Annotated in this window: 17 protein-coding genes and 2 pseudogenes; 4 read left to right on the forward strand and 15 right to left on the reverse strand. The window is 62.5% G+C overall.

What is annotated here, in order from left to right; genetic code table 11:
- Positions 1–51: 51 nt before the first annotated feature.
- Genes CK228_RS32610 through dgoD form a run of 3 tightly spaced genes read right to left on the reverse strand, consistent with a single transcriptional unit; the run spans position 52 to position 3,012 of the window.
- The gene (locus CK228_RS32610; RefSeq protein WP_095790503.1) at positions 52–1,035 is read right to left on the reverse strand and encodes a substrate-binding domain-containing protein; all 984 of its coding nucleotides are present in this window, start codon (positions 1,033–1,035) and stop codon (positions 52–54) included.
- Positions 1,036–1,057: 22 nt separating this feature from the next.
- Positions 1,058–1,834 (reverse strand): SDR family oxidoreductase, encoded by a 777-nt coding sequence (locus CK228_RS32615; protein WP_095790504.1) that lies wholly within the window; start codon positions 1,832–1,834, stop codon positions 1,058–1,060.
- 5 nt (positions 1,835–1,839) lie between these two features.
- Positions 1,840–3,012 carry a galactonate dehydratase gene (gene dgoD, locus CK228_RS32620; RefSeq protein ID WP_095775527.1) on the reverse strand — a complete coding sequence of 391 codons (1,173 nt, stop codon included), beginning with the start codon at positions 3,010–3,012 and terminating at the stop codon, positions 1,840–1,842.
- A gap of 85 nt (positions 3,013–3,097) precedes the next feature.
- On the opposite strand from dgoD, the pseudogene CK228_RS36180 reads away from it, so the two are divergent.
- A pseudogene (locus tag CK228_RS36180) lies at positions 3,098–3,235 on the forward strand (glycerol-3-phosphate ABC transporter ATP-binding protein); the annotation flags it as partial.
- Positions 3,236–3,255: 20 nt separating this feature from the next.
- Complete coding sequence (locus CK228_RS35065; protein ID WP_142886957.1) at positions 3,256–3,561, forward strand: hypothetical protein; 306 nt, start codon at positions 3,256–3,258, stop codon at positions 3,559–3,561.
- A 58-nt stretch (positions 3,562–3,619) separates the two neighbouring features.
- On the opposite strand, the pseudogene ccoS reads toward CK228_RS35065, so the two are convergent.
- The 8 genes and pseudogenes from ccoS to ccoN all read right to left on the reverse strand — a co-directional run.
- Positions 3,620–3,760: pseudogene (gene ccoS / locus CK228_RS32630) on the reverse strand (cbb3-type cytochrome oxidase assembly protein CcoS); the annotation flags it as partial.
- A complete protein-coding gene (locus tag CK228_RS32635; RefSeq protein ID WP_095790505.1) occupies positions 3,757–6,048 on the reverse strand; it encodes a cation-translocating P-type ATPase in 2,292 nt (763 codons plus the stop codon). The pseudogene ccoS and the gene CK228_RS32635, both read right to left, overlap by 4 nt.
- Positions 6,045–6,542: a FixH family protein gene (locus tag CK228_RS32640; protein ID WP_095775531.1), complete on the reverse strand. Its 498-nt coding sequence runs from the start codon at positions 6,540–6,542 to the stop codon at positions 6,045–6,047. The genes CK228_RS32635 and CK228_RS32640 overlap by 4 nt, the downstream gene beginning before the upstream one ends.
- Entirely contained in the window at positions 6,539–8,098 is a 1,560-nt protein-coding gene (gene ccoG / locus CK228_RS32645; protein ID WP_095790506.1) for a cytochrome c oxidase accessory protein CcoG, read from the reverse strand. The genes CK228_RS32640 and ccoG overlap by 4 nt, the downstream gene beginning before the upstream one ends.
- Before the next feature lie 194 nt (positions 8,099–8,292).
- Positions 8,293–9,156, reverse strand: a complete 864-nt coding sequence (gene ccoP, locus CK228_RS32650; protein ID WP_095775533.1) for a cytochrome-c oxidase, cbb3-type subunit III — start codon at positions 9,154–9,156, stop codon at positions 8,293–8,295.
- Between the two features lie 2 nt (positions 9,157–9,158).
- The gene (locus tag CK228_RS32655; protein ID WP_019860163.1) at positions 9,159–9,308 is read right to left on the reverse strand and encodes a CcoQ/FixQ family Cbb3-type cytochrome c oxidase assembly chaperone; all 150 of its coding nucleotides are present in this window, start codon (positions 9,306–9,308) and stop codon (positions 9,159–9,161) included.
- 12 nt (positions 9,309–9,320) lie between these two features.
- On the reverse strand, positions 9,321–10,052 hold the full coding sequence (ccoO, locus tag CK228_RS32660) for a cytochrome-c oxidase, cbb3-type subunit II (protein WP_095775534.1): 732 nt from the start codon (positions 10,050–10,052) through the stop codon (positions 9,321–9,323).
- 9 nt (positions 10,053–10,061) lie between these two features.
- The gene (gene ccoN / locus CK228_RS32665) at positions 10,062–11,672 is read right to left on the reverse strand and encodes a cytochrome-c oxidase, cbb3-type subunit I (RefSeq protein ID WP_095775535.1); all 1,611 of its coding nucleotides are present in this window, start codon (positions 11,670–11,672) and stop codon (positions 10,062–10,064) included.
- Positions 11,673–11,914: 242 nt separating this feature from the next.
- Between ccoN and CK228_RS32670 the strand changes: the two genes are divergently transcribed.
- Positions 11,915–12,325, forward strand: coding sequence for a hemerythrin domain-containing protein (locus CK228_RS32670; RefSeq protein ID WP_095790518.1), 411 nt, complete (start codon positions 11,915–11,917; stop codon positions 12,323–12,325).
- 2 nt (positions 12,326–12,327) lie between these two features.
- Here the strand turns inward: CK228_RS32670 and CK228_RS32675 are convergent, their stop codons facing one another.
- The gene (locus tag CK228_RS32675; protein WP_179296119.1) at positions 12,328–13,056 is read right to left on the reverse strand and encodes a Crp/Fnr family transcriptional regulator; all 729 of its coding nucleotides are present in this window, start codon (positions 13,054–13,056) and stop codon (positions 12,328–12,330) included.
- Positions 13,057–13,213: 157 nt separating this feature from the next.
- Between CK228_RS32675 and hemN the strand changes: the two genes are divergently transcribed.
- Positions 13,214–14,563: an oxygen-independent coproporphyrinogen III oxidase gene (gene hemN, locus CK228_RS32680; protein ID WP_095790508.1), complete on the forward strand. Its 1,350-nt coding sequence runs from the start codon at positions 13,214–13,216 to the stop codon at positions 14,561–14,563.
- Positions 14,564–14,575: 12 nt separating this feature from the next.
- Here hemN and CK228_RS32685 read toward each other — a convergent pair whose 3' ends face one another.
- From CK228_RS32685 to adh, 3 genes are all read right to left on the reverse strand, one after another.
- Positions 14,576–15,007, reverse strand: coding sequence for a potassium channel family protein (locus CK228_RS32685; protein ID WP_095775538.1), 432 nt, complete (start codon positions 15,005–15,007; stop codon positions 14,576–14,578).
- 167 nt (positions 15,008–15,174) lie between these two features.
- Complete coding sequence (locus CK228_RS32690) at positions 15,175–15,513, reverse strand: DUF779 domain-containing protein (protein ID WP_095790509.1); 339 nt, start codon at positions 15,511–15,513, stop codon at positions 15,175–15,177.
- A gap of 67 nt (positions 15,514–15,580) precedes the next feature.
- Complete coding sequence (adh, locus tag CK228_RS32695; RefSeq protein WP_095775540.1) at positions 15,581–17,098, reverse strand: aldehyde dehydrogenase; 1,518 nt, start codon at positions 17,096–17,098, stop codon at positions 15,581–15,583.
- Between the last annotated feature and the right edge of the window lie 60 nt (positions 17,099–17,158).

Here is a 17,158-nt window from a genome sequence, read left to right on the forward strand (position 1 = left end):
CTGCCAACTGGAAGCGTCATGCGCCCTGGGGACGCATGACGCAGGTTCGGCTCAGTGGCAGAGCTTGGCCTTGTAGTCCGATGCAAAATTGCCGGCGGTGATGTATTCCGGGTCGGTGAAGGACTGAACGGGCAGCTTCGTTCCGTCCTTGATCGAGGCCAGCAGGATCTTCACCGCCAGCGCGCCATGGTTTGCCGAATTGAGCCACATCGTACCACGGAATGCCGAAGGCTTTCCCGATCCGAAGGCTTCGCAGGCGCGGCTGCCGTCAATGCCGATGCCCATGCCTTGGTCCGGGGCATAGCCGGCGTTTTCCAGCGCTCGCGCCGCTCCCAGCACGCCGTCATCATTGCAGGAATAGAAGATCCAGTTGGTGACGCCGGGATTGGCCGTCAAAGTGGTGGTCATGACGTCGATGGCGTTGACCATCGTGTTGTCATAGGGGACGCGAAGGATATTTGCCGGCTTGAAATCGGGCACCGCCTTCAGGAACGCTTCCTCGGCACCCTTGTTGCGCTGCATGCAGGTGTCGGCCTTGCGGTCCTCGATCGAGGCGATACGCACCTCCTTGCCGGCCCAGCCATCGGCCTTGTAGAGCTTGGCCAGTTCCTCGCCCACCCGCGCACCGATATTGTAGGCATTCATGCCGACATAGGGGACCTGGGTGCCGTCCTGGTAGTAGATATCGTCATCGACCGCCACCAGGGGGATTTTCGCCGCCTTCGCCTTCTCGGCGATGACCGGTCCCAGCGCCTTGTCGGGAACGACGATGGCGATGCCCTTGACGCCGTCGCCGACCATTGTGTCGAAGGTGGTGATCGTCAGATTGGAGTCGAACTGGACGTCCTGCGACACGAAGGCGGCGCCGGCCGCCTCAGCCGCTTTCTTGGCGCCGCCGACTTCGGCGACGAACCATGGATGCTCGCCCATCTTGTTGATGTAGCCGATCTTGATGTCGTCGGCGCTTGCCGCGCCGGCCATCAGTCCGGCAGCCAGTAGCGCCAATGTTGCCAGAGCCTTTGTCGTCGTTTTCATGTGGATCCTCCCTGCTTGGTTGTCAGTCGTGGTAGAGAACCGAGCGTCCACCATCGATGATGATCGTCTCGGCATTGATGAACGGCGCCTCGTCCGAAGCGAGGAAAACCGCCGTCATCGCAACTTCGTCCGGCCGGCCAATGCGCTTGGGCGGATGAAGGTCGTAGGCCCGCCGCTTCTCTTCGGCTGGGTCTGGAAACGTGTTCCAATAGGCTTCCGCGATCGGCGTCTCGATGTAGCCGGGGGCGATCGCATTCACGCGAATGCCGCGCGCCGCATATTCGATGGCGAGCGAGCGGGTCAGCCCGACAAGCGCATGCTTGGCGACCGGATAGGGGAATGTGTGGGGAATGATCTTGAAGGCGTGGCAGCTGGCTATGTTGACGATCGATCCCGACCCGTTCGCCAGCATCGTCGGCAACACCGCCTTGGCGCAGAACCATGCGGCCTCAAGGTCGAGCCTGAGACAGCGTTCCCATTCCTCGTCCGGCATCGACAAGGGTTCGTAAAAGACGTTGGCGCCGGCATTGTTGACGAGAACATCGACGCTGCCATAGGCCGCGATCGTCTTCGCCACCATGTCGGCCACTGCCGCTGTGTCGGTGACGTCGGTTTCGACGAAAAGGGCGTCGGCGCCCTTGGCACGCAATTCGTCGGCGATCGCCTTGCCGGTTGCCGCATTCAGCTCGGCAATCACGGTCTTTGCTCCCTGCATCGCAAAGGCCCGCGCGGTGGCGGCGCCAATGCCCTGGCCGGCGCCGGTGACGATTGCAATCTTTCCCTGAAGCCTGCCTGTCATGGCGCTCACCAATCGACCACGGTGCCGTCGGGCATGACGGCGTTGCGCGCATGCAGCACTTCCTGCTTGAAGGGGTGTCGCGCAATGACATCTTCATTCACGGTGACGCCAAGGCCCGGCAGATCGGGCACGTCCCAGCGGCCGGGTTTGCGATCGATCGGCCAGGTGACGACGTCGTCGTACCAGGCGACCGCGCCCGACATCTCCTCCTGGATGATGACGTTCGGCGTCGATATGCCGAAGTGAAGTGCTGCGACGCCGGCGATCGGGCCGAGCGGGTTGTGCGGCGCAAGGCCGATGCCGGCGGTTTCGGCCAGCGCCGCGATCTTCTTGGTCTCGAGCAGACCGCCAGTATGGCAGATATCGGGCTGGGCAATGTTGAACGCACGCGCCGCGATCGATTGCGTGAACTCGCGGCGCCCGATCAGCCGTTCACCGGATGCGATGGGGACCGCCGATCGCGCGGTGATATGCGCTAGGCCGGCGACATCTTCGGGCGGCACCGGCTCTTCGGCGAACATGATGCGGGCCGGTTCGATCGCCTTGAGATAGTCCATCGCCGCGTTGACGGAGGCCGGGCGCCCGTGAAAGTCGACCATGATGTCGATGTCGGGACCGACGGCCTCGCGCAGCGCGCCAACCATGTCGGCAACGGAATCGACCGCCTTCGCCGGCGAGACATAGTGGGTGTAGGGAATGCAGACGACCTTGACCGCGTCGTAGCCGGCCTGCGTGACGATGCGTCCGCGCTCGACGATCGTGTCCGCCGACCCGCTCTCATAGACCGCCTTCATGTCGCCGAGGCCGAGATGCGTATAGGTGCGCAGATAGTCGCGGACTTGGCCGCCGAGAAGCCGCCAGACCGGAACGCCCAGCGACTTGCCCAGAATGTCCCAGAGCGCGATCTCGATGCCGCTCACGGCCGACATTCCCTCGACGCCAAGACGCCAGAAACCGTGGCGCGTCAGGATCTGGTAGCACTGCTCCACATTGCGCGGATCCTGCCCGATGAGCAGTGCCTCGAGATCCTGAAGCGCGCCAACGACGGCACGCGTCTTCCATTCCAGCGTTGCCTCGCCCCAGCCAAACAGACCGGGCTCATCGGTTTCGACCCGAACGAAAACCCAGTTGCGCATTTCCGCATTGCAGACGAGCGCCTTGATGGCCGTAATTTTCATGGATGCTCCCAGGTGCGTCGTCTTTTTAAAAGTTATTATGTATGATTTATTATGAATCATATGAGCAAGTCAAGCGCGGCATCGGGCGATGATGCTCGCCGACCGCTTCGTGGTGCCGAACAAAGGCCGCATCGAACAGATCGGAACGCCCTCCGAACTCTAAGAGAACCCGGCCAATCTGTTCGTTGCGAGCTTCATAGGATCGCCGGAAATGAACATCATCAGGGCCATGTCGAGAGTGGCGTGTTCATCGCCGGACAAGGCCTGCGCCTGCCACTGCCGAAGGAGGCAGGGATAGGGAACAGGCAAGGCGTGGTTTACGGGATTCGCCCCCAGCACATCGCTGTCGGTGGCAGTCACGCAAAGGCGAGGGTCCAAGTGGTCGAGCCACCGGAAGCTCAGGAAATCACCCTAACTGCTGATGGCGTCGACCTGATGGCCGAAATCCGGGAACAGCCACTTTTCAGACCGGATCAAGAGGTGAATCTGGAGATTGTCGTGCACAAGGTGCATCTGTTCGACGCCCAGAGCGGCATCAGGATAAACTAGGGGCGCTTGTTCTCTCGATACTATCCACCTTCGCCAAGGCGATGCGCCCGCTCGGCGGCTCATCCCCATCGATGAGAATGCGCTCCGCCGCTCCATCAAGATCCTCATACTGGCCGCTTCTCAGGGCCCACAGAAAGCCGCTCAGTCCAAGCGCTCCGAGGAAGAGCGCCACGGGGATGAGATAGACGAGCGTCGTCATGGCTGTTGGACCAACATGCCTGGGCGTCCGCGCCGGTCGCGCGAAGCGCGTTCAGGCGATGCGCTTTTCGTGAAACCTTGCAGCCGCATGGCGTTTCCGATCACCAGCAGCGACGAGGCGGACATGGCGATCGCCGCAATGAGCGGCGTCACGTGCCCCGAAATGGCGATCGGCACCGCGAACGCGTTGTAGACAATGGCAATGGCGATGTTCTGTCGAATGAGCCGGCCTGCCTTTCGCGAGATATCCAAGGCCAAGGGCACCGCCAGAAGGCTTTCGCGCAGGAAGACGAAATCGGCGGCATTGCGACCGACATCGGCCGCTGTGGCCGGGGCCATCGAGACATGCGCCGCGCCGAGCGCCGGCGTATCGTTCAGTCCGTCGCCTACCATCAGCACCTTGTGGCCTTCCCTGGACAGCGCCTCGATCCACTCGACCTTGCCGGACGGGAGCAGGGCCGGAACGAAGTCCTCGATCCCCAAGGTCTTGGCGACGTCGCGACAGGCGTTGGCGGTGTCGCCGGACAACATCTGGACCGACATGCCGGCATCCTGCAATTGCCCGACCGCCGCCTTTGCGTCGGCGCGCGCGGCGTCTTCGAAGGCAAAGGTGGCGACGATGATCCCGTTCTTCGAAAGCACTGTCCCGCCATAGCCGCCATATTTGCCTTCGCCGCCGGTCCGCGCCTTCCATCCAGCCCATCCGCGCCGGCCGAGGCGCCAGGTGTTGCCTTCGGTGACGGCTTCCATGCCGAAGCCTGGGTGTTCGCTGACGGACTGGAGCCCGGGTTGGCTGGAAGAGCCCGCGAAACCGGCTATGGCCTTCGAGAATGGATGGCGCGACTGCGCGGCCATGTCGGCCGCGATCGCCAGCATGGCCGGGTCGATGGACGGCCCATTGATCAGCCTTGGCTGTCCGAGCGTGAGGGTCCCGGTCTTGTCGAACAGCACCGTATCGATCGCCGCCAGTCGTTCCGTGGCCGAACCGTCCTTGACCATGACGCCGGCCTCGAAAAGACGCCGCGCCGCGACGACCTGCACGATCGGCACGGCCAGGCCGAGCGCGCATGGGCAGGTGATGATGAGAACGGCAATCGCGATCGTCATTGCCAGATGCCAGTCGCCCGAAGCGATCATCCATCCAAGGAACGTCAGCAAGGCAGCGAGATGGACCACCGGAGCGTAGAGCGCCGACACACGGTCGGCGATCCTGCGGTAGTGCGAGCGGCCGCCCTCCGCGGCTTCCATGAGCCGGACCATTTCGGCCAGGAAAGAATCCTTCGCCGCGGCCGTCGCCTGCATGGTCAGCGGGCCGGTGAGATTGAGCGTGCCTGCCTGAACCTGGGCTCCCGCTCCCACGGTCCGGGGCGTGCTTTCCCCGGATACCAGTGAACAATCGAGATCCGAAATACCGCTGAGGATATTGCCGTCGACCGGAATTCGCTCACCGGCGGCGATGTGCAGCGCCATGCCCGGTTCGATCTCGCCGACCGGCAGGTAATCGCGCACGCCATCGCCGCGCAGCACGATGGCGCCGCGCGCCGCCAGCCGCGACAGGCCATTCACGGCGGTGCGGGCCCGTTCGCGCATGACGTGGTCCAGCGTGCGGCCGATCAGGAGGAAGAACAGCAGCGAAACGGAGGCGTCGAAATAGGCGTGGTCGCCATGATTGATGGTTTCGTAGAGGCTCATGGCGTAGGCAAGCGACACGCCGACCGCAATCGGGACGTCCATGTTCATGCGCCCGTGGCGCAAGGCATTCCAGGCCGAGCGGAAATAGATGCCGCCGGCAAAGGCCAGGGCGGGGATGGCGATCAGCGCCGAAACCCAGTGGAACAGGTCGCGGGTCGCGCCTTCGGCGCCGGACCAGACCGAGACCGACAGCAGCATGATGTTGCCGGCGGCAAAACCCGCGACCGCGACCGCCCGGATCAGTTCCGAAAGCGTCTTGTCCTTGTTGCCGGTCTCCGGATCGAAGAGATGCGCTTGGTAGCCCAGCCGCCCAAGCGTTGCGAAAAATGGCGGAGCCTCGTCGCCACGCCACTGGACCGAAACTCGTCTGGTCGACAGGTTGACGCGAGCGCTCTCGACGCGATTGAGCTTTCCCAATGCCGTCTCGATCGTCTGGATGCAGGCCGCGCAGTGGACTGTCGGTACCGACAGATCGGTCTGGCAAAGGTTGTCGCCGATCGATCGGCTTACCAGCCTGATCTCCTGGCTGGACGGCAGGACCGATGGGGCGCCGGCCAGATCCAGCGTCATTTCAGCGCCAGGTGCACAACAGCTCATTTCATCGCCCCATGGGAAATCATGATCCTGCGGACGTCACGATAGGCTTTGTCCAGACCGGCATCGGCGTCGACTTCGACGATCCAGACCCCGTCCTTCGGCGTATGCTGCGCGGCGAAGTCCTGGCCCGAGGCGAGGGCGAGCGTGATGGCCTTATCCTCCTTCTCATAGGCGGGGTGGCGAAACAGCACCTTGACGCCATGCAAGGCGACCGGCTTGCCGCCGGCATCGGTAAGGCTATAGCGAACCTCACCCGCCGCGATGGTCAGTTTGCCGGTCCAGCCGAGGGCCGCCTGCGCGCGCCCCTCTTCGGCTTTCTTGTTGAATTGCTGGCTCGCCACATAGGTGTTCTCGACCACCAGGCCGGTCCAGCTTGTGCTGGCGAGCGTTGCCATGGTCAGATTGACCGCGATGACCACGCCGAAAAAGGCAAGGACGGTGGCCAGCATGTGCCTGCCGGTGAATTCGCGGGATTTTTGCGCCTTGGCGGTCATCTGGCGATCTCCGGTGCGTTGAAGGTGGCGGTGTATTCGTCGGACTCGAAGCTCGCTCTGTCCTCGGCCCGGAACTTGAAGGTCTGTGCCGTACCCTGGATCTGGCCCGCCGGCTGGCGTACGAAGACCTTGAGCATCTTCAGCCGGTCGGGTTCGACCGAGATGGGAACGGAGCGACCTGCCGGCTGATCGATGCCGACCACGCTCATCTCTGCTCCTTCCAAGCCCTGAAGGGTGACGACGATGGTCCTGGGCTCGGGGATCATGTTGAGCAGCTTGACGGTGTAGCCGTTGCGGATGGAGCCGTCGGACAGGGTGACGAACTGCGGATTGCGGTCGTGCAGCACGTTCACTTCGAGCCGGTCGCGCGTCAGCAGCGAATACAGCAGGCCCAGGCCGATCAGCGACCACAGGGCCATGTAGACATAGGTGCGTGGCCGAAAGATCTTGCGAATGTGGAAATGGGCCACCTTGTCGGAGAACAGGCCGTCAGCGGTTCGGACCAGCGAAGGATTGACTGAACCCGAGCCCCCGGCGGTCGCCAGCATCATGTTGGCGTTGTAGTCGGAGAGCGTCGTGTAGGAGATCAACCCATGCTCCCTGCCGAGTTTGTCCATGACGCTGTCGCAAGCGTCGATGCAGAGCGCGCAGGTGATGCATTCGAGCTGCTGGCCGTCGCGGATGTCGATCCCCATCGGGCAGACCGCGACGCAGGCATTGCAGTCGACGCAGTCGCCGACAGGCTGCCCCGCGGCGAGCACCTTCTTGGCGTGGCGCGAGCGCGGTTCGCCGCGCCAGTCATTGTAGGTGACGGTGAGGGAGGTCTCGTCGAGCATGGCCGCCTGTATGCGCGGCCACGGGCACATATAGGTGCAGACCTGCTCGCGCATCAGCCCGCCGAACGTATAGGTCGTCGCCGTCAGTACGGCGACGGTGATGTAGGCGATGGGAGCCGCCGCGCCGGTGAAGAGTTCGCCGGCTAGCGTCGGCGCATCGGCGAAATAGAAGATCCAGGCGCCGCCGGTGGCCGCGCCTATGACCAGCCAGATGGCGTGTTTCGAGACCCGCAGCACGAGCTTGCGTGCGGTCCAGGGTCCGGCATCGAGCTTCATGCGAGCGTTGCGGTCGCCCTCGATGGCGCGCTCGACGACCAGAAACAGATCGACCCAAACGGTCTGCGGGCACGTATAGCCGCACCAGGCGCGCCCGACCGTCGACGTGATCAGGAAGAGGCCGACGCCGGCCATGACCAGCAGGCCGGCCACATAGTAGAATTCCTGCGGCCATATTTCGATGAAGAAGAAGTAGAAGCGCCGATTGGCGACATCGAGCAGTACGGCCTGGTCCGGGGCAAACGGGCCGCGATCCCATCGCAACCACGGCGTCAGGTAGTAAATGCCGAGCGTGATCGCCATCACGAGCCATTTGAACTGGCGAAAGCTGCCCGATGCACGCTTGGGGAAAACCTTCTTGCGCGCAGCATACAATGGCTGGCGCACTTTGGCGGAGTTGACCGCCTCAGCTTCGAGCCGTTCTACCTGCGTATTGTCCAGCACCGGTCTCTCCCGTCATGCAGCTTGTAATTTCGCCCTGTGGCGGCGACGAAATGCAGCGTCGACCGGGACCTTGCCTCCGACTGGATCGCGCCGCGTTGATGCAGGTCAATCGTCGGCACCGCAAATCAGTCGAGGCCCGGCAGGGCCGGGCCTCGTCGCCTGGACGGAGAGGGCAGGAGAATAGGCCCCCGTTGCTATTCTCCACCGCCAAGCGAATGCACGTAGACTGCGAGCTCCTTGACCTTGGTCTCGCCGAGACGGTCAATCCAGGCTGGCATCACGCCGTGTTTCGGCGTGCGGACCTGGGCGGCGACTGCTGCTTCGCCAGACCCGTAGAGCCAGATGGCATCGGTCAGATCGGGAGCGCCGAACTCCCTGTTGCCTTTCGCGTTGGCGCCATGACAGGCCACGCAGTTTTCCGCGAAGACCTTGGCGCCGGGCTCGATCAGACTTGCGTCCTGGACCTTGCCGGAGAGGCTCGCCACGTAGGCGCTGACCTGTGTGATCTGCTCGGGCGTGATGATGTCGCCAAAGGCCGGCATCTCGGAGATGCGCGTATCCGGGTCGGACGCGAACCGGATGCCGTGCGTGATCGTCTGCTGGACCTGGTCGGCCTTGCCGCCCCACAGCCAGTCGTCGTCATTCAGGTTGGGAAAGCCCTTGGACCCCTGTGCGCCCGAGCCATGACACTGAACGCAATTGACCTTGAATGTGGCTCCGCCGGCCGCGACCGCGAATTCACGCAGAGCATCGTCGGCGGCAATCTCGGATACGGTCTTCGATTGAATTGCCGCGACATACTTGCCCTTCGCAAGTTCGGCCGCCGCCAGCTCGTTCTTGACGTCATTTCGGCTCGAATAGCCGAGCAGCCCACTCGTCGCGGAGGACAGCATCGGCCATGCCGGATAGGCGATGGTGTAGCCGATCGCCCAGGCGATGGTGATGTAGAAGGTTATCACCCACCACCGGGGAAGAGGGTTGTTGAGTTCCCTGATGCCGTCCCACTCATGGCCGGTCGTCGAGATGCCCGACACGTCGTCGATATGCTCTGTGCTCATGATCAGTCATCCTTGAGGGGAATGCGGGCGGCTTCATCGGCCTGGCTGCGGCCGCCCGGCCGAAGTGCGAAGGCAATGCACCCGACAAAAAAGAGCGCCATGGCCAGCAAGCCCCAGCTGTCGGCGAATTCCCGCATCAGATTGTAGTCCATGGGTCGTGCTCCTCAGCGGTAACCGGCGGCTTCGTCGTAGTGTTTGAAATCGACCAGCGTGCCGAGCATCTGCAGATAGGCGACAAGCGCGTCCATCTCGGTGACCTGCTGCGGATTGCCGTCGAGATCTCCGACCTTCGCTTTCGGATAGCGGGCCAGGAGGCCGGACGTGTCGGCGTTGGGATCGGCCTGCGCCATCAAGTCGGCGTTGGCGTGCGCGATCATGTCGTCGGAGTAGGGGACGCCAACACGCCTGTTCGCAACAAGATGCGTCGAGAAGTCCTTCACCTGGATTGGCGTGTCCTTCAGGAACGCGTATTTCGGCATGATCGATTCCGGCACCACCGAGCGCGGATCGCTGAGATGCTGGACGTGCCAATCGTTCGAGTAGCGGTCGCCGACCCGGGCGAGGTCGGGGCCGGTGCGTTTCGAGCCCCACTGGAAGGGGTGATCGTACATCGACTCGGCAGCCAGGCTGTAGTGACCATAGCGCTCGACCTCGTCCCGGAATGGCCTGATCATCTGGCTGTGGCAGAGGTAGCAGCCCTCACGCACATAGATGTTGCGGCCGGCGAGTTCGAGCGGCGAATAAGGCCGCATGCCTTCGACCTTCTCGATCGTATTGTCGAGATAGAAGAGCGGGGCGATCTCGACGATGCCGCCGACCGTCACCACCAGAAGGGAACCAACGAGAAGAAGCGTGGCGTTCTTCTCGATGATCGCGTGTCTGTCCATCAAGCCCATTTCTGGCTCCTATTGTGCAGGCTGGAGGGCGGGAACAGAGCCCGGTAACGGTTGCTCCTGGCGCTGGTGGCCGAGGATCGTCATGGTGATGTTCCAGGCCATGATCAGCGCGCCGGACAGGTACATGGCTCCGCCGACGGCGCGCATGATGTAGTAGGGATGCATGGCGGCGACGGTCTCGGCGAAGGAGTAGACCAGGAAGCCCTGCTCGTCGTATTCGCGCCACATCAGGCCCTGCATGATGCCGGACACCCACATGACCGCGGCGTAGACGACGATGCCGAGCGTCGCCAGCCAGAAGTGCCAGGTGACCAGCCGCAGCGAATAGAGGCGTTCGCGGTTCCACAGCTTCGGCACCATGTAGTAGATCGCGCCGAACGAGATCATGCCGACCCAGCCGAGGGCGCCGGAATGGACATGGCCGATGGTCCAGTCGGTGTAGTGGCTAAGCGAATTGACCGACTTGATCGACATCATCGGGCCTTCGAAGGTCGACATGCCGTAGAAGGCGATGGCGATCACCATCATGCGGATGATCGGGTCGGTGCGGATCTTGTCCCATGCACCGGACAGCGTCATCAGGCCGTTGATCATCCCGCCCCAGGACGGCATCCAGAGCATGATCGAGAACACCATGCCGAGCGTCTGCGCCCAATCGGGCAGGGCGGTATAGTGGAGATGGTGGGGGCCAGCCCAGATATAGAGGAAGATCAGGGCCCAGAAGTGGATGATCGAAAGGCGATAGGAGTAGACCGGGCGGTTGGCCTGCTTGGGCACGAAGTAATACATCATGCCGAGGAAGCCGGCCGTCAGGAAGAAGCCGACCGCGTTGTGGCCGTACCACCATTGCGTCAGCGCATCCTGGACACCGGAAAATGCGGAGTAGCTCTTCGAGCCCAGGAAGGAGGCCGGCATCGACAGGTTGTTGACCACGTGCAGCATCGCGATGGTCACGATGAACGAGAGGTAGAACCAGTTGGCGACGTAGATATGCGGCTCCTTGCGCTTCAGGATAGTGCCGAGGAACAGGAGGAGATAGGCGACCCAGACGATGGTCAGCCAGATGTCGACATACCATTCAGGCTCGGCATATTCACGGGATTCGGTGATGCCGAGCAGATAGCCGGTGGCCGCCATGACGATGAAAAGCTGATACCCCCAGAACACGAACCAGGCGAGATTGCCGCCGAAAAGTCGGGCGCGGCAGGTGCGCTGCACCACATACAGGGACGTGCAAAGCAGAGCGTTGCCGCCGAAGGCAAAAACGACGCCGGATGTGTGCAGCGGCCGCAAACGCCCGAAATTGAACCAGGGCTGGATGTTGAGATCCGGGTAGGCAAGCTGCAGCGCGATGATCACGCCGACAAGCATGCCGACCACGCCCCAGAACATGGTGGCGATGGCGCCGTAGCGGATCGGCCCGTCCATATAGGCGGACGGATCGATCGGAGCCGCCGGCGCGAAACTGGTCTTGCGCAGAAGAACAGCGACAAAGCCCAGCAGCACGATGAACAGCACCCACATATGCTGGCGGAAAGGCTCATCCACGCCAAAGCCGGCGGCCACCAGGGCCGCGAATGCAAACAGGCTTAGAGCCACAGTTTCAGTGCCGAATTTCATGACATGTCCCCGACCTCGGATTCCGTGCGCGGAAAGCAAATCCGCAGCGGCACAATTCCTCAGCCGGGTTGCCGGTGCCTTGATCCAGGTCAAAGCCCACCGCGTTGTCATTGGGCAGCGTAAGCCTTGCAAAAGACCGGAGGCTGACATTGGACTCGGAGAAAGTGCGAGGACCGTCGCTGTTTGAAAACCGCCGTGAAATCGCCACGCTGGCCGGGCGGGAGGCCGTCCCGACCGCGGTGATGCGGCGTGCGCATGACGAGAAACTCCGCCTTTGCGATGCTCTGGAACAAATCGCGGACGCTCTGCCAGGTGTTGATCGGATGATATGCCTCAGCACAGCCAACTCGATCGTGCCGCTTCTGCGCAGCATCCATCAGTACGAAGAGGCCATCATTTTTCCGGCTTACGAGGAGGCGGTGGTCGACAGCGAGGCGAACCTTGCCTCGACCCGACGATTGCGGGCCGAGCATGTGGAAGACGAATGCTTTGCCGGTGAGGTGACTGAAATCCTGCTGGCCATCGGACATGGCGAGACAGTCGAGAATCCCGAAGCCATCGGGTTCATGTTGCGCGGCCTGTTCGAGAATTTGCGCCGGCACATCGCGTTTGAACGCGAGCACGTGCTGCCGATGATCGGGATCGCTGATTGAGGTCAGGCGCCGGAGCGACTGGCCAAGCGGTTAAGGCTGGTCACCGTCACATGTCGATTGTTCTCGATCCGGATCAGCCCGTCTGTCCGCAGCCGGGTCAACTGGCGACTCACCGTCTCGATCGTCAGGCCGAGGAAATCGGCGATGTCGGCGCGTGTGAGCGGCAGCTCGAAGCTCGTCGCGTTGGTGGCCGGATCGAGCGTGGGATCGATGTTTCTGGCAATCATCAGCAGAAAGCTCGTCACTTTTTCCGCGGCCGTCTTGCGCCCCAGCGTCACCATCCAGTCGCGTGCTTCGTCAAGCTCGTTCAATGTCTGCTTGAGCAGGCGATGCTCGAGCTCTGGCGATTCCCTCATCATTCTCTCGATGGACGCTCTTGGAAACGAGCACAGGGAGACGGCCGTTGCCGCTTCGGCGTTGATAGCGCTTTCCACCTTGAATGGCCGCCCCAGAAAATCGGGAGCAAACTGAAGCCCGACAATCTGTTGGCGCCCGTCCGAAAGGCTTTTCGTCAGCTTCACCACGCCGGAAAGCACGTTGGAATAGCTGTCGACGGTCTCGGCGTCGCCAATCAGCTCCACGCCCGGATCAATGGTGTGCTTTGACGAAAGCTTGGCGAGTCCGACCAATTGATCGGGGTCGAGCGCACCGCATACGCCGCGATGCCGCGCCTCGCATGATTGGCAAAGCACGGGAATGCCGGCGCTATGAACATCTTGACGTACTGTCATCACGATCGTCCGAGGACCCTCAGTATCGGCAAGATAAGTGTCGGCCATTGAAAAAGCCTTGTGACAGTTTGTCCGGTGCAAAGGCTTTGACCGAAATCAAGGCATTGGCGCGCGGTTGCGGCCATTGCCTTGACCTTGCAAACACAGAGGGAGCGACATGCAACCGGAAGTGGCCGCAAGGCTTGGCGAAAATGTGCCGCGGTACACGAGCTATCCGACAGCGCCTCATTTCCACCCGGGGGTTGATGCGGCTGTCTGTCGGACTTGGCTCGAAGCGCTCGAAAGCGATGACGAGATATCGCTCTATCTGCATATTCCCTACTGCGACAAGCTGTGCTGGTTCTGCGCATGCCACACCAAGCACACCCGGCACTATCAGCCGGTGGCGACCTTTCTGCATTCCTTGCATAGGGAGATCGAGACGGTTGGCCGCCTCGTGCGCGGCAAGGGCCGGGTGCGCGCCATCCATTTCGGCGGCGGCTCGCCGACGATGCTGAATCCCGAGGACATCCTGTCGCTTGGAAAAGCGCTGCGGGATCGTTTCGATGTGCTCGACGATGCCAGCCTCAGTGTCGAAATCGATCCGAGCGACATGGACGAGGCCCGGCTCGACGCCCTGTCCGCGATCGGCATGACGAGGGCGAGCCTAGGCGTTCAGGATTTCGATCCCAAGGTGCAGAAAGCCATCAATCGCGAGCAAAGCTTCCTGCTGACCAAGAGCGTGGTGGACGCCGTGCGGGCGCGTGGCGTGAATTCGGTGAACCTCGACCTGCTCTACGGACTGCCGCACCAGACCCTCGAGAGTGTTGCTCGCACCGTCGCCCAGGCGTTGACGCTGCAGCCCGACAGGCTGGCGCTGTTCGGCTACGCGCATGTGCCTTGGTTCAAGAAACATCAAACGATGATCGACGAAGCATGGCTCCCCGATTCCGCCGGACGGTTGGCGCAATCGCAGCTCGCCGCCCGGCTGATCGTGGACGCCGGATACGAGGCCCTGGGGCTGGACCATTTCGCCAAGCCGGACGATACGCTCGCCATCTCGGCTCGCACCGGCAAGATCCGCCGCAATTTCCAGGGCTATACAGAGGACAATTGCGAGACGCTGATTGGGCTCGGGCCTTCCGCGATCAGCCGATACCGCCAGGGCTACGCCCAGAACATCGTCGCAACCGGCGCATACGAGAAGGCCGTGGATTCCGGACAGCTGGCAGTGGCGCGCGGCATCGAGCTCAGCGTCGACGATCTGGCGAGAGGCTGGATCATCGAGCGTCTGATGTGCCATTTCGCCTTCTCGGCGATCGAACTGGTCGAGCGCTTCGGCGACGTCGGCCAGAGTCTCCTGGCCATGGCAAGTCGACTTGCGATCAGCGGCGGCGGGCTGCTGCTTCGGCTCGACGGCGAAAACTTCGTCGTGCCGAAGGACAACCGCCCGCTTGTCAGGACGGTGGCAGCGAAGTTCGACAAGTACCTCGAAGCCGGCACAGCCAGGCATTCAGTGGCGGTCTGAGCGCCAGTCCGGTCAGAAGTGCTCGCCAACCCTGAACGGGCCGATGCGCGTTCCGGCAGCGACCAGGTAGGCGGTCGACCAGCCGATGAGCAGAAATCCGTTCACGCCCTCGAGCGCCGCCAGCACGCGCCAGCCATGGGCGGGAACCACGTCGCCATATCCGACCGTCGAAAAGGTAATGGTGGAAAAATAGAGCGCGGTCTCGAAGTCCGGCAAGACGCCGAGTTCAAGATACACGCCGGCCCACAGCCACACCTCGGCTGTGATAACGGCAAAGAGCCCCATGACGACGCTGATCATCGCGACCACTCGGCTGCGACGGCCGTGCATGCGGAAGCGAGCCACGAGGTGCGCCATGGCGTGGGTAATCGCGATGAGACCGAAGGTATGGATGAGGACCGTCAGGCTGATGACGATCGTGCCGGCGAACAGATTTATGACCATATGCTGATCGTAGCGGCGCAGCGGCGCTTTGCATTGTGCAAGATCAAACCGATGGAGGATGAGAACCGAAGCACGCGCTTCTTGCAGCCTGTCGGTTGTCCACGCGTCTGTTTTTCTGGTGCGTTCCTTTCACTGGGACAAAGGGCAAGCAGCCCGATGCACCGACATCACATCTGGACGGCGCAGATCGTCGACCGCGTCAGGAACCGCTTCTCACGACCATTGTCGAGCGAGAACATGCCGCCGCGGCCAGGCACCACGTCGATGATCAAATCGGTGTGCTTCCAGGCCTCGAATTGCGACGCGCCGATGTAGAAGGGTACGTCTTCGATGTGGCCGAGCAGTACATCGTGGTCGCCGACGACGAAGCCGGCGCGCGGATAGCACATGGGCGAAGAGCCGTCGCAGCAGCCGCCGGATTGGTGGAACAGCACCGGCCCATGCTCGGCAACGATCTCCGCGACCAGTTCGAGGGCGGCCGGCGTCGCCGTGACCTTTGCGTGCATGGTCTTTCCGATCTCCAGTCTTGGGCGCGGCCCCTCGCGGAGCCGCGCCTGTGCGACAAACAGCCGATCAGAAGAAGCCGAGCTTCTTCGGGCTATAGCTGACCAGCATGTTCTTGGTCTGCTGATAATGGTCGAGCATCATCTTGTGCGTCTCGCGGCCGATGCCGGACTGCTTGTAGCCGCCGAAGGCCGCATGCGCGGGATAGGCGTGGTAGCAGTTGGTCCAGACGCGGCCGGCCTGGATCGCGCGGCCAAAGCGATAGGCGCGGTTGCCGTCACGTGTCCAGACGCCGGCGCCGAGCCCGTAGAGCGTATCGTTGGCAATGCTGAGCGCTTCGTCGTCGTCCTTGAAGGTCGTGACCGAAACCACCGGTCCGAAAATCTCCTCCTGGAAAATGCGCATCTTGTTGTGGCCCCTGAACACGGTCGGCTTGACGTAATAGCCGCCCGCCAGGTCGCCGGGCAGAACATTGCGGGCGCCGCCGGTCAGCACCTCGGCGCCTTCCTGGCGGCCGATGTCGATGTAGGACAGGATCTTTTCAAGCTGCTCGGACGAGGCCTGGGCGCCAATCATCGTCGCGGGATCGAGCGGGTCGCCCTGCACGATCGCTTCGACGCGCTTGAGGGCACGTTCCATGAACCTGTCGTAGATCGATTCATGGATGAGCGCGCGGCTCGGGCAGGTGCAGACCTCCCCTTGGTTCAGCGCGAACATGACGAAGCCTTCGATCGCCTTGTCGAAGAAATCGTCGTCCTCGGCGACAACGTCCTTGAAGAAGATGTTGGGCGACTTGCCGCCCAGTTCCAGTGTGACGGGGATGAGGTTCTGGCTGGCATATTGCATGATCAGCCGGCCCGTCGTGGTCTCGCCGGTAAAGGCGATCTTGGCGATGCGCGGCGACGACGCGAGTGGCTTGCCGGCCTCGAGGCCGAAGCCGTTGACGATGTTGAGCACACCTGGCGGCAGCAGATCGCCGATAAGATCGGCCCAGAGCAGGATGGCGGCCGGTGTCTGCTCGGCGGGCTTCAGCACGACGCAGTTGCCGGCCGCAAGCGCGGGCGCGAGCTTCCAGCATGCCATCAGCAGCGGGAAGTTCCAGGGAATGATCTGGCCGACCACGCCGAGCGGCTCGTGGAAATGATAGGCGACCGTGTCGTCGTCGATCTGCGAAAGGCTGCCTTCCTGGCCGCGCACGGCGCCAGCGAAATACCGGAAATGGTCGATGGCCAGAGGCAGGTCGGCCGCGGTCGTTTCCCGGATCGGCTTGCCGTTGTCCCAGGTTTCGGCGCAGGCGAGCAGATCGAGGTTCTCCTCCATGCGGTCGGCGATGCGGTTGAGGATAAGCGACCGCTCTGCCACGCTGGTGCGTCCCCACGCGTCCTTGGCGGCATGGGCCGCATCCAGGGCCGCCTCGATGTCCTGGGCATCCGAGCGCGCCACCTCGCACAGCAGCTGGCCGTTCACCGGGGAGTGGTTCTCGAAGTAGCGGCCGGAGCGGGGTTCGGTCCATTTGCCGCCGATGAAATTGCCGTAGCGCTTGTCAAAAGGCGCCTTGACCGGGCGTGAGAATTCAACCTTGTTCATGTGTCTTCCTCCCAAAGCTGACGTCGCGGGATGCGACGCTTCGGAAGAGAGTTGCGATTT

Origin of the sequence: Mesorhizobium sp. WSM4312, from assembly GCF_002294875.1 — a bacterium.
Classification (GTDB): Bacteria; Pseudomonadota; Alphaproteobacteria; order Rhizobiales; family Rhizobiaceae; genus Mesorhizobium.